Below are 12,670 nucleotides of genomic sequence, written 5' to 3' on the forward strand. Positions count from 1 at the left end.
GTTTACAAATGCTGCAATTTTAGTGGTATTAAAACGCTTAACAATATTTTTATAAGCAAAAAAATATTGGTAAGCGTTTGATTTCATAAATTTTGTTTAAATAATACGCACAATGAACGTAAAACTATCAAAAAACGAGCCGATTATTGTAACGCAAAAAGGCTGATGACCCAAGAGCCATCAGCCATTTTTTGGAGCCGATTTTGAAAAAATCGACTCCCTACAGCATTACTTAAGTGTAACTGTAGCACCAGCTTCTTCAAGCTTCTTCTTAAGTTCTTCGCCTTCTTCTTTAGAAACGCCTTCTTTAAGAACTGCAGGAGCGCCTTCAACAAGATCTTTAGCTTCTTTAAGACCAAGGCCAGTAGCTTCACGAACTGCTTTAATTACAGCAACTTTGTTAGCACCGAAAGAAGTCAACTCAACGTTGAATTCAGTTTGCTCTTCAACAGCAGCAGCTGCTGGACCAGCAGCTACAGCTACAGCAGCAGCAGATACGTTAAAACGCTCTTCAAATGCTTTGATTAAGTCAACAAGTTCGATAACTTTTAATTCAGCAACTGCGTCTAAGATTTGTTCGTTTGTTAAAGCCATGAGAATAACTCCAAATGGATATTGAATGGTGTGAAAGTAGATTTAAGCTTAAGCAGCTTCTGACTCGTTTTTCTCTTGGAGCGCTGTAAGTAAACGACCCAATTTCGAAATAGGAGCTTGAAGAACAGAGGCAAGCATAGTAAGCGCTTTTTCGTGGTTCGGAAGGTTTGCAATAATACTAACTTCTTCACCTTGATAAAGTTTGCCGTCAAATGCAGCAGCTTTTAATTCAAATGCTTTGTTAGTTTTAGCAAATTCTTCGAACAAGCGTGCAGCTGCACCCATATCGTCTTCAGAAGTTGAGAATGCTAAGATTGTTGGACCAACCAGATTGTCATTCAAGATAGAGAATTGCGTATCTTGAAGAGCACGTTTAGCTAAAGTATTACGTACAACACGTGTAGCAACACCTAGTTTACGAGCTTCAACACGAAGAGCAGTTAATTGCTCAACCGTTAAACCCTGGTAGTCAGCAACAACGGCAGCGAACGCTGTAGAAGCAACTTCAGTTACTTCAGCAACGATCTGTTTTTTGTCTTCGATAAGAAGAGCCATTGTAAAACCTCCTAACGGTGATTTATGTACCTACACAGGTACACTCCCAATTCGTAAGTCTTTCGACTTACACGCGGAGGAGCAACAAATCACACCACCGCGTCTACTCAGACTGGTATTTTAAGAAGCAAATCCTAAAACCTGCCTCGCCTGAGGTCTTTGACGCTGATAAACATTCATTTACCAATTCAAAGTTTGCTTAGATTTTTCCGATGAAAAAATCTAAGGCTTTAAAATTCTGTCTAATTACTTAGAAACGTTGTTTACGTCAACAGTAAGACCTGGCCCCATAGTCGAGCTCAAGGTGATCTTCTTAACGTATACACCTTTAGAAGTTGCAGGTTTTAAACGTTTTAAATCTGCAATTAAAGTTTCAACGTTTTGACGTACAGCTTCTTCGCTAAAGCCAAGTTGACCGATTGCAGCGTGGATGATACCACCCTTGTCTACACGGTAACGTGCCTGACCAGATTTAGCATTTTTAACTGCATTAGCAACATCTGGAGTCACTGTACCCACTTTAGGGTTTGGCATTAAGCCACGCGGACCAAGAATTGTACCTAACTTACCAACAACGCGCATTGCATCAGGAGCAGCAATAACTACGTCGAAATCAAGATTTCCACCTTGAATGCTTTCAGCAAGGTCATCAAATCCAACAACATCTGCACCAGCTTCTTTTGCAGCTTCAGCAGCAGCACCCTGAGCAAATACTGCTACACGTACAGTTTTACCTGTACCTGCAGGTAAAGTCGTCGCACCACGAACAACCTGATCAGATTTACGTGGATCAACACCAAGGTTTACAGAGATGTCTAATGATTCTTTGAACTTCGCAGCTGGAAGGCTGTTAAGAACTTGTACCGCTTCTTCCAAAGTATAAACTTTGTTTGCCTCTACAGCAGCAGCAATGGCTTTTTGACGTTTAGTTAACTTTGCCATGTCTTATAGCTCCACTTCCAAGCCCATAGAACGTGCAGAACCAGCAATGGTACGCACACGAGCGTCTAAATCAGCACCAGTTAAATCTGGTTCTTTAGTAGTCGCAATTTCTTCCAATTGAGCACGAGTCAACTTACCAACTTTAGTTTTGTTCGGTACAGAAGAACCCTTTTGAATACCAGCAGCTTTCTTAAGAAGAATAGATGCAGGTGGAGTTTTCATGATGAATGTGAACGATTTATCGTTGTACACAGTGATCACGACAGGAATTGGCAAGCCAACTTCAAGTTTTTGTGTAGCAGCATTGAATTCTTTACAGAATGCCATGATGTTTACACCACGTTGACCTAAAGCAGGACCAATTGGTGGAGATGGATTTGCTTTACCAGCTGGAACTTGCAGCTTGATATAGCCGTCAATCTTCTTAGCCATTGAAAATTACCTCTGGGTACAGACGCCGTCAGGCTCCCCAAAAAATTAAACAACACCAAAGTGTTAGAACAACAATGCCCGATCAAATCGGGCGCTTACCAACCAACTCAAATTAAATCGTTTTTTCGACTTGTCGAAACTCGAGTTCAACCTGAGTTGGTCGATTAAATACATTAATCGTCAACGTTAAACGCGACTTTTCGTACTGAACTTCCTCCACGACTCCTTTAAAGTCAGTGAACGGACCATCAATAACGAGTAATTCTTCACCTGGTTCAAACATCGTCTTAGGACGCGGTGCTTCACCAGTATTACGTACACGAGCAAGAATCGCATCAGCTTCACGTTGAGAAATTGGTGCTGGTTTTTCTGGCGTACCGCCGATAAAACCAAGAACCTTTGGACATTCTTTTACAATGTGCCAAGTATCATCATTCATTTCCATTTCGACTAACACATAGCCTGGAAAGAATTTACGTTCAGATTTACGTTTCTTACCGTCCTTCATTTCAACTACTTCTTCAGTAGGAACTAGGACTTCACCAAAGCTGTCAGCTACCGTGCTACGTTGAATACGTTCATTAAGCGAACGCATCACTTGTTTTTCAAAACCTGAATAGGCATGAATAATATACCAACGTTTCATGGCGCTCTTACCCGATAATTAACTTAATAAACCAACCTAACCCATAATCAAAGCACCACAACACTAGAGATGCAATAATTACTACCAAGAGCACCTGCCACGAAGTGGTGATCGTCTCTTGTTTCGTCGGCCAAGTCACTCGACGCAGTTCAATTCGTGCATCTTGCAACAAGCGCACAAAGCCTTTACCTTGATGGGTGGCGTATAATAAACCTAAAGCGACAACGATACAAGCCAAAATTACCCCAACGCGCACCCAAATATCATTTGCAGGCGCCCAATAGGCAGGTAAATGCTGATTTACCAATGCAGAACCGATTAGCAAAGCAATAGCAACCAACCACAGCACAGCATCCAATGGCGAACCTGAACTTACAACTTCTGCATTATTTCTTTGAGGGATTGGCGCGTCGCTTAATGCGTCACGCGATTTATCATTCGACATTTTTTTACTCGTCGTTCAATTCGCGACTTATTATATGACAACTTAGCCAGAATCAAGCTTTTTTATTTAAAAAAAGTGGCAGGCCAGGAGGGACTCGAACCCCCAACATTCGGTTTTGGAGACCGACGCTCTACCAATTGAACTACTGACCTATTAAGCAAATCGAAAGCCGAAGCTTTCGATTTGAGTCTAACACAGTATGGAGCTTATGCAGTTACTTTAGCAACAACACCAGCACCTACAGTACGACCACCTTCACGGATTGCAAAACGTAGACCTGGGTCCATTGCGATCGGGTGGATTAACTCTACTGACATTTCTACGTTGTCACCAGGCATTACCATTTCTACGCCATCTTGTAGTTTGATCGCGCCAGTTACGTCAGTTGTACGGAAGTAGAACTGTGGACGGTAACCGTTAAGGAATGGAGTATGACGACCACCTTCTTCTTTAGAAAGTACGTATACTTCTGCATCGAATTTAGTGTGCGGCTTGATTGTACCTGGCTTAGCAAGTACCTGACCACGTTGTACGTCTTCACGCTTGGTACCACGGAGAAGAACACCACAGTTCTCGCCCGCACGACCTTCGTCAAGAAGTTTACGGAACATTTCAACGCCAGTAACTGTAGTCGTTTGAGTATCACGGATACCAACGATTTCAACAGATTCACCAACTTTAACGATACCAGCTTCAACACGACCTGTTACCACTGTGCCACGACCAGAAATTGAGAACACGTCTTCGATTGGCATCAAGAATGGTTTATCGATTGCACGCTCTGGTTCTGGAATGTAAGAGTCAAGCGCTTCTACAAGTGCAAGAACTGATTTCTCACCATATTCGCCATCATTGCCGTTCAATGCTTGAAGCGCTGAACCACGGATGATTGGAGTGTCATCACCTGGGAAGTCATAAGTAGAAAGAAGTTCACGAACTTCCATTTCTACTAATTCAAGTAATTCTTCATCATCAACAAGGTCACACTTGTTTAAGAATACGATGATGTAAGGTACACCTACCTGACGAGAAAGCAGGATGTGTTCACGAGTTTGTGGCATTGGACCATCAGTCGCAGCACATACAAGGATCGCGCCGTCCATCTGAGCAGCACCAGTGATCATGTTTTTAACATAATCGGCGTGGCCTGGGCAGTCTACGTGAGCGTAGTGACGGATTGGAGAATCGTATTCTACGTGTGATGTATTAATGGTAATACCACGTGCTTTTTCTTCAGGAGCTGAGTCGATTTGTGAGTAATCTTTCGCTTCACCGCCGTAAGTTTTTGCACAGATAGTTGCAATCGCAGCAGTTAAAGTTGTTTTACCATGGTCAACGTGACCAATTGTACCCACGTTTACGTGTGGTTTATTACGTTCAAACTTGGCTTTAGCCATGATGATCTTCCTCGTTTACGTCGACACCAGTTTAGAGAAAAACAACCCTGAAAAACTTTCTTTATCGACATTCGCCTAAAAAACTAGACACCTAATACTTGAAAAGCAGACTATAATAGCCTGCTTCTTTAAATTTTGTAGATATTTTCTACTAAGCTGTATATCTGGAGCTCTTATCGAGATTTGAACTCGAGACCTCTCCCTTACCAAGGGAGTGCTCTACCACTGAGCTATAAGAGCGATCTCTTCGATGGAGCGGGAGACGAGGATCGAACTCGCGACATGCAGCTTGGAAGGCTGCCACTCTACCAACTGAGTTACTCCCGCATGTTGGTACTGACCACTTATATCGAAGTCGAATGGTGGTGGGAGAAGGATTCGAACCTTCGAAACTTTCGTAGCAGAGTTACAGTCTGCCCCCTTTGGCCGCTCGGGAATCCCACCATATCGCACTTACTTGCAGTGCCATCCTTTATTCAACCTATCAACTTTAAGATGGTGCCGGCACACGGATTCGAACTGTGGACCTACTGATTACAAGTCAGTTGCTCTACCAACTGAGCTATGCCGGCTTTATCTTAACGTTTGATACGTTTCATATCGGAACGGTGTGCAGTTTAGCAAAACTCACACATGATGCAAGCAGTTTTTTTAGAAAAACTGCGAAAAACTCATAAAATCAATCCGTTTGACGATAATTCAACCGCCTTGATCACTGCGCGAGCTTTTATCTGGGTTTCATTCCACTCAGACTCAGGATTTGAGTCCGCCACCAGTCCTGCCCCCGCCTGCACATAGACCTTTTGATCACGGATGACACAGGTACGGATTGCAATCGACATATCCATCTCCCCATGCCAGCCCAGATAACCGACTGCCCCACCAAATACGCCACGTTTTACAGGCTCAACTTCGTCAATGATCTCCATTGCACGGATTTTTGGTGCGCCTGAAAGTGTGCCCGCTGGAAAAGTTGCCTTAAAAACATCCAATGCATCCACATCATCACGCACTTCTCCCTGCACATTGGAAACAATATGCATGACGTGCGAATAGCGTTCGATCACCATTTGATCAGTCACCTGCACCTTGCCAATTTTGGAGATACGCCCCACATCATTACGCCCAAGATCAATCAGCATTAAATGCTCAGCAATCTCCTTTTCATCTGCCAGCAAGTCCTGCTCCAACGCCAGGTCTTCCTCCTTGGTCTTGCCCCGTGGTCGCGTACCCGCCAAAGGCCGTACAGTTGCAATGCCATTTTCCAGACGGGATAAAATCTCTGGCGAAGAACCCACAATATGAAAAGGTTTCTGGTCTGTCAGGGTTTGCCCTTGCACCAAAAACAGGTAGGGTGATGGGTTGAGGTGACGCAATGCACGGTAAACCTGCAAGGCCTCACCATCAAAATCAGACACCATCCGCTGTCCAGGCACCACCTGCATCACATCACCAGCGCGGATATATTCCTTGACCTTTTCAATGGTCTCAAGAAACCTCGCCTTACCTGTGATGGATTCAAAATGCGGTGGTGTATGCGGCTTGGCCTGTAGGCTAACAGGGACTGCAAGCAGTTGCTCCAGCTGGTCCAGCCTGGCTTGTGCCTGTACATAGGCATCTGCCTGGTTTGCATCGGCATGATGAATCAGGAACAGCGTATCTTTCAGGTTGTCAAACACAATCACGGTTTGGGACAGCATCAACCACAAGTCAGGCAAGGTGACAGGGTCAGCTGCTGGAACATTTTTTAGTTTTGGTTCGATATAACGAACAGCGTCATAGCCCAAATATCCAACCAGTCCACCTGTAAAGCTAGGTAGATCAGGCAATTCTTTTTGGGTGGGAACCTTGAACTGGCTTTGGAAGTCGCGAATATACTGGAATGGATCGCTACAGTCTTGCTGGGATACGGAACCATCCGCCTGCTGAACCGTAAGGATACCCGCATTGCATGAAAAGACAGTTGACTCGCCCAAGCCGATCATTGAATAACGCGCCCAGTTCTCCCCGCCTTCCACTGATTCAAATAAGTAGGCCTGCTTTTGCTCTTTAAAACGTGCGAAAACTGAGAGTGGTGTTTCTGTATCTGCCAGTCGCTGACGGTATACGGGAATGGTGTTATAGCCAGCGGCCTTGAGTTGCTCAAATTGTACGAGGGTGGTCATGAATTTTCTCTATAGTTTCGATTTTTGTGCGTTTTCGTTTAATGCTGCTTCAAGCCCGCCATCGAAAAACCATAACAGCTTTCATGCCTTTCTCCTCACCAGATCTTCCTCAACTAACTCTTCCAGACTGTCCACCACCTGTTGTGGCTGGCAGTCATGGATATTTTCTCCATGATTATAGCCATAGCTGACCACAATACAATCTATACCTGCACGTCTTGCAGCTTCCACATCATTACTTGAGTCCCCAATCATCAGGGTTTCCGCCGCGGATACCTGACACAGCTGCATACAATGCAGTAATGGCAATGGATGGGGTTTGCGCTCAGGCAAGGTATCACCGCCAATGACCAATTTAAAGTAATGATCAAGTTTAAGAATCTGTAATATCCCTTTTGCCAAATGTTCAGGTTTATTGGTGACACATGCCATCACCATGTTATGGCTCTGGCAATAGTCCAGAAAAGGCAAGATACCTGTGTAGACCTGAGTATTGACACACAACTCCTGAGCATAAATGTCCACAAACGTATCCAGCAATTGCGTTTGCTGCTCAGTATTCACCTGCCCAAATATATGTTCAAGTACGGTCTCACATAGTTTTGCCGCGCCCTTACCCACCCATGCACGCACTTGTTCCTCTGTCACCAGAGGAAATTGTAGTTTTTCCAGACTCAGGTTCATGGCCCGATATAAATCGGCTGCGGAATCAACCAGTGTTCCATCCAGATCAAACAAAATAAGATGACGACTTTGTAACTGTGCAACAGACATTGAATTTACTCAGAAATAAAAAGGCATGCTTTCTAGCATGCCTTTGATTGTAGAAGCTTAGACTGATTATTTAAAGAACAGCCAGGCAATCACCGCCAAAATCACTAAAATAATAATGGAAATCAGGCCAACTGAAGCATTTTTCTGCTGCTCTTTTTCCTGAGCCACACGGGAGAGTGGCTCTTGCATAGGCATAGGCTTTGGCTCAGCAACCGCCTCAACTTGCACATTTTCTGGTATTGGTGCAGGTTTTGGGATGGAAACCTGTTGTGGCATGCCATCACGTGTAATACGTGTTTCAGCGGCACGCTCGGCAATGCTTGGCATTCCCTGATCATGCGGTACTGTCGTTACTGGCTCAACGTCAATTTCAGGTAAATGAGCCTTATAACGCTCAGGAGCAAGAATCATAAACATAAAACTGGCAAACTGGAGCATATCCCCATCATGCAATTCTATCTCCTGTTCCTGCTCAACACGCTCACCATTCACAAATGTTCCATTTGTAGACTTTAAATCTTTTACCCAAATATGGTCATCTCTAAACAGTAATGCAGCATGTTTTCGTGAAATATCAGTGGACTGCAACAAAATTTCAGCGTCCTGATGCCGCCCCACCAGCATGTCACGTTCGACACTAATTTCCTGCCCCGTAAATTCACCTGTAATGGCTTGCAGTTTCCAAGTCATAGATGCCTATCCTTATCATATTTTCTTGCAATAATAACATTTTGACACAAGCGCTTCTGTGCATCTACTGTGAATACGTAGGGCGAATAGTCGTTGTTGTCACCGTATTCCTGCTCCGTTCAGTCGCCTTAGCGGGAAGCTGTATGCTTTGCCTCTGCACAGGTGGCGCATCAACGGCAACAGGTGTGGTCACCACAACTGTCTTGCTTTGTATCGCTGTTGGAACTTTTTGATAGGGTGAGCTATTCAACACAGCTTGTTGCTGGTAAATATCCCCCACATTTTCTGGCAATTTTGCAAAGTTGCCATTGTTGTCCATTGCAAGCTGTAGGCTGTAAAGCTGGTTATAGCGTTGCTGCGATAAACGGCGTACATCATCGGCATCGCCTACAATGGTTGGATGGATAAACACCAGCAGGTTGCGTTTTTCATTGCTTCTACTGTTGGCCTGGAATAAACGCCCCAGATAAGGAATATCACTCAGTCCAGGAACACCTTGACGTGACAATGCAGTATTGTCCGCAATCAAACCACCCAGCACCACAGTTTGACCATGTTCAGCAAGCACAGCCGTTTTAATGGCACGTTTATTGGTGACAAGGTCGGTTGCCTGGCCCTTATTGTTCTGAACGTCCGAAACTTCCTGTTCAACCTCAAGGCGAACTGTACCGTTTTCACCAATATGCGGAACCACCTTTAAGGTGACACCAACGTCCTTGCGCTCAACAGTGGTATAAGGGTTTACCGTACCCGAAGTTCCTGTCGATACTGAACCTGTCACAAACGGAACGTTCTGACCAACAACGATATAGGCTTCTTCATTGTCCATCGTCACAATCGAAGGAGTGGACAAGAAATTAGATTTGGTATTGGTTTTCAAGGCTTGTATCAACGCACCATAAGCTTTGCGTGAATTCTCAAAATTACCTACCCCGAATGTAGCGCCATTGCCTTTGCTGGCATCTCCAGCAATGGCTGCGGCTGCGCCACTTGCCCCAGCACTGGCATAACCTGCGGCAATTGATGCGAGACTTGCCCCGACATTACTAAAACTCATCAGACCAACACCACTGCTTAAATCACCCAGTGCCCATTGAATCCCCAATTGATCTGCATCATTTCCTGACACCTCAATAATCGCGGCCTCAATCAACACTTGCTGACGGCGAATATCCAACTGTTGAATTGCCGCTTCAATTTCACGCATCAGTTGTGGGTCAGCCTTCACCACCAGGGCATTTTGAGTGCCATCGGCAATAATACTGACACCATTGCCATTAAAACTGGTGATGCCAGCATTATTCTGGCTGTTATTAAAACCACTGTTCAGGCTAATGGATGAGTTGACACCAGCAGGAGAACTCCCACTCTGACCCTGACTACCAGAAGTTAAGTTAGTTGTCGAACTGGATTTATTCGCATTATTTGAGCCAGATGATGAGGAAACAGACTGTCCCGTCACCAATCCTTGCAGGATCTCAGCCAGATTTTTTGCACTGGCATATTTTAAACGGAATACCTTTAAGCCACCCAAACGGTCTGCCGAGGGCACATCCAGCATTTCAATGGTATGGCGCAAACGCTTACGTGAATCAGGATCACCCTTGATCAGGATTCGGTTGGTTCGATTATCAGCAATGACCCGTACACGCGAACCAATAAAGTCCTTGGATGCTCCAGTGGCGCTCATGGTTTCCAGCAAACCAATAATTTCTTCGGCCTGGCTCGATTGCAGTGTAATGGCTTCAATATCATTCTGGCCTGTACCATCCAGATTGCGAATAATGTTTTGCAGTTGGTAAATATTGGTCGCGCGGTCTGAAACAATTAATGCATTGGTGCCAGCAACCGCTGCCAAATGTGCAAACTGTGGCATCAGTGGACGTAGTGCAGGAATCAGGTCATTCGGATTGGTATTTTCCAGCCAGATGACACGGGTGACAATCTGGTCGCCACCTGCACGGTTACGTGCATCATAAGGAATACCCGAGTTTTTCGCATTACTGTCGGGAACGAGTTTTACCGTATTTCCAGAGGGTAACGCCACCACGCCATTGACATTCAACACTCCCAAAAACAGGTCATACACCTCATCTTTATTGAGCGCCTTATTGGAGATAACCGTCACATTGCCACGCACACGAGGGTCAACTGCAAAATTCTTGCCTGTAATATCAGCAACTTCATTAATGAATGCAGTTAAGTCTGCATCACGTAGGTTGATCTTCCATGTTTGTGCTTGCACATTGGTACTGATGGTCGCAACCAAAGGCGCGGCAGCAAGTAGTGCCCAAAGTGGACGTTGATGATTCAAGAAAGCCATAACTTGCACTTGTTCCTAACTTGTAAACCCTTTTGTATTCCCCTTTGACAAGGGGGAATTATAGGGGGTTCTAAAAACTCTGTTGTATGGTCATCACTTGATCACCACGTTTTATTTCTATTTTGGCATGCCCCTCACGACGTACCTGCTCTAGTAATTGTACTTCGCTGAGTCCTGGTCCAATGGTCTGACCGTTGACCGATAGGATACGATCACCCGAGCGTAAACCCAAGGTGTTTTTTAAGGCACTGGGGGTCCGATCCGATATTTCATAACCATCCGCTCCGCCAGCGACACCCATATTTTTCAGATATTGCTCACGGTTATCCTGCATTTGCTGAATAGCCTGACCTAGAGCAGATTGTGCAGTATTCTGTGCTGGTGGTGTCTGAGGTGGCACACTGTTGCTGTTATTATTCGTAGATAATGGTGCAATTGGCTGATAAAGCCCCTTATCAAGCCCCTTGAACTTGACTTCACGGGTTGCACCATTGCCCTGCCTTAAAATGACATGATCCCAGTACACTTCCGCCAGTTGATATGAAGTTGAACCGATTGTTTCCCCCACACGATAACGCTCGGCGGTATCATTCAGCTTGATCACCGCGGAAGATAAATAACTTGGGTACCCCAGCAACACACCCTGTAGTTCCAAATTCACATTGTCCTGTGCCGTTGTTGCAGCAGGTTCATTAAACAGTGCAAATGAACTGATGTTTGGCACCCTTGCCTGCTGTGAACCCAGCTCAACCCGATCAAACTGCATCGGCTGTGGGGGCGCAACCACCCACCAGAACAATGAGGCCAGCTTCCAGCATAGCCATAAAATCAGCAATCCCAGAACCAGTGCACTGAGTTTATCCAGCTTTTGCCAGCGTAGTTGCCGCATTCTCTGCGTCAATGCATTCATTAAAAACCACCCTGCAACAATGGCTGACGGGAACTGATCACATAGGTGTCCAGTCCAGCCTTACCTTGATATGATGGAATATTCAACAGCATACGTTGTGTCAACTGTACATCCAACATGAAACTCGGATCTAAGCTAAGATTTGCCATTTTCTGGCTGCGCTGGTCACGGACATCTATCTGTAGTTGCCCGTTTTCATCCTTTAATTCAGCGATCAGGGATGGTACATTCATACGATCCTGACGCTGGCCAAAGGTATAGCTCAATTCACCGCCACCCCAATGCAACTGGCCTTTTGCCGAACCAAAACCTTTTTCTTTCTGATAGTTTAACTGCACATCCTTGAGCTGAATCGCATTTTGGGGCCATTGCCAATTTGCAAAATATTTCAGCGTCTCAGGCGAAATTGTTCCCTGTAAGTCCCTGACCATGATTTTCTGGCCAAAACCATAGCCAAACACACCATTGAACTGGGTATTGCCACTATGAATATCGAGGTTGGCACCCAAACGCATGAGCAACAGGTCTAAAGGACGTGTTTTCCAGTGCACGGAACCGCGCAGCTGGCCTTGCTGCCAATCTGCCTGTCCCTGCCAGATATTGCCGCTGACATTATGTAATATTTGATTATCTTTTGAAAATTTCGCAATTAACCATGTTGCTGGAATTTGTAAAATAATAAAAATTAAAAATGCAAATATGGCGAAAATCCACCATTTCCATTGTTTGGTTTTTTTCTTCATTCCATCCTTACCAACATGCAACAGACCGTCCATTTTGAGAAACTTGCTCTCCGA

The 12,670-nt window shown here is 44.8% G+C and carries 13 protein-coding genes and 5 tRNA genes; all 18 read right to left on the reverse strand.

Annotated features, from left to right (window positions below):
- Positions 1 to 228: 228 nt before the first annotated feature.
- The gene (gene rplL, locus F967_RS12770; RefSeq protein WP_004659350.1) at positions 229 to 594 is read right to left on the reverse strand and encodes a 50S ribosomal protein L7/L12; all 366 of its coding nucleotides are present in this window, start codon (positions 592 to 594) and stop codon (positions 229 to 231) included.
- A gap of 48 nt (positions 595 to 642) precedes the next feature.
- Positions 643 to 1,149 carry a 50S ribosomal protein L10 gene (gene rplJ, locus F967_RS12775; RefSeq protein WP_004659354.1) on the reverse strand — a complete coding sequence of 169 codons (507 nt, stop codon included), beginning with the start codon at positions 1,147 to 1,149 and terminating at the stop codon, positions 643 to 645.
- A gap of 246 nt (positions 1,150 to 1,395) precedes the next feature.
- Positions 1,396 to 2,091, reverse strand: a complete 696-nt coding sequence (gene rplA, locus F967_RS12780; protein WP_004674343.1) for a 50S ribosomal protein L1 — start codon at positions 2,089 to 2,091, stop codon at positions 1,396 to 1,398.
- Between the two features lie 3 nt (positions 2,092 to 2,094).
- On the reverse strand, positions 2,095 to 2,523 hold the full coding sequence (gene rplK / locus F967_RS12785) for a 50S ribosomal protein L11 (protein ID WP_004637639.1): 429 nt from the start codon (positions 2,521 to 2,523) through the stop codon (positions 2,095 to 2,097).
- Positions 2,524 to 2,635: 112 nt separating this feature from the next.
- The gene (gene nusG, locus F967_RS12790; RefSeq protein WP_004680737.1) at positions 2,636 to 3,169 is read right to left on the reverse strand and encodes a transcription termination/antitermination protein NusG; all 534 of its coding nucleotides are present in this window, start codon (positions 3,167 to 3,169) and stop codon (positions 2,636 to 2,638) included.
- Between the two features lie 7 nt (positions 3,170 to 3,176).
- Positions 3,177 to 3,614 carry a preprotein translocase subunit SecE gene (gene secE / locus F967_RS12795; RefSeq protein WP_004674339.1) on the reverse strand — a complete coding sequence of 146 codons (438 nt, stop codon included), beginning with the start codon at positions 3,612 to 3,614 and terminating at the stop codon, positions 3,177 to 3,179.
- A gap of 76 nt (positions 3,615 to 3,690) precedes the next feature.
- Positions 3,691 to 3,766, reverse strand: a tRNA-Trp gene (locus F967_RS12800).
- 54 nt (positions 3,767 to 3,820) lie between these two features.
- On the reverse strand, positions 3,821 to 5,011 hold the full coding sequence (gene tuf / locus F967_RS12805; RefSeq protein WP_004762323.1) for an elongation factor Tu: 1,191 nt from the start codon (positions 5,009 to 5,011) through the stop codon (positions 3,821 to 3,823).
- Positions 5,012 to 5,176: 165 nt separating this feature from the next.
- A tRNA-Thr gene (locus tag F967_RS12810) sits at positions 5,177 to 5,251 on the reverse strand.
- Positions 5,252 to 5,262: 11 nt separating this feature from the next.
- Positions 5,263 to 5,338 (reverse strand) — tRNA-Gly (locus F967_RS12815).
- A 33-nt stretch (positions 5,339 to 5,371) separates the two neighbouring features.
- Positions 5,372 to 5,455: transfer RNA gene (locus tag F967_RS12820), tRNA-Tyr, on the reverse strand.
- Positions 5,456 to 5,507: 52 nt separating this feature from the next.
- Positions 5,508 to 5,583, reverse strand: a tRNA-Thr gene (locus F967_RS12825).
- 99 nt (positions 5,584 to 5,682) lie between these two features.
- Positions 5,683 to 7,176: an anthranilate synthase component I gene (gene trpE / locus F967_RS12830; protein ID WP_004800308.1), complete on the reverse strand. Its 1,494-nt coding sequence runs from the start codon at positions 7,174 to 7,176 to the stop codon at positions 5,683 to 5,685.
- 81 nt (positions 7,177 to 7,257) lie between these two features.
- Positions 7,258 to 7,950: a phosphoglycolate phosphatase gene (locus F967_RS12835; protein ID WP_004680741.1), complete on the reverse strand. Its 693-nt coding sequence runs from the start codon at positions 7,948 to 7,950 to the stop codon at positions 7,258 to 7,260.
- A gap of 66 nt (positions 7,951 to 8,016) precedes the next feature.
- Positions 8,017 to 8,640, reverse strand: a complete 624-nt coding sequence (locus F967_RS12840; RefSeq protein ID WP_004800310.1) for an FHA domain-containing protein — start codon at positions 8,638 to 8,640, stop codon at positions 8,017 to 8,019.
- Between the two features lie 64 nt (positions 8,641 to 8,704).
- Positions 8,705 to 10,963, reverse strand: a complete 2,259-nt coding sequence (gene gspD / locus F967_RS12845; protein WP_004800312.1) for a type II secretion system secretin GspD — start codon at positions 10,961 to 10,963, stop codon at positions 8,705 to 8,707.
- A gap of 70 nt (positions 10,964 to 11,033) precedes the next feature.
- The gene (locus F967_RS12850) at positions 11,034 to 11,873 is read right to left on the reverse strand and encodes a type II secretion system protein N (protein WP_004800314.1); all 840 of its coding nucleotides are present in this window, start codon (positions 11,871 to 11,873) and stop codon (positions 11,034 to 11,036) included.
- Complete coding sequence (gspN, locus tag F967_RS12855) at positions 11,873 to 12,616, reverse strand: type II secretion system protein N (RefSeq protein WP_034431288.1); 744 nt, start codon at positions 12,614 to 12,616, stop codon at positions 11,873 to 11,875. The genes F967_RS12850 and gspN overlap by 1 nt, the downstream gene beginning before the upstream one ends.
- Positions 12,617 to 12,670 lie beyond the last annotated feature (54 nt).

Origin of the sequence: Acinetobacter sp. CIP 102637 (genome assembly GCF_000368425.1) — a bacterium.
GTDB classification, from domain to species: Bacteria; Pseudomonadota; Gammaproteobacteria; order Pseudomonadales; family Moraxellaceae; genus Acinetobacter; species Acinetobacter parvus.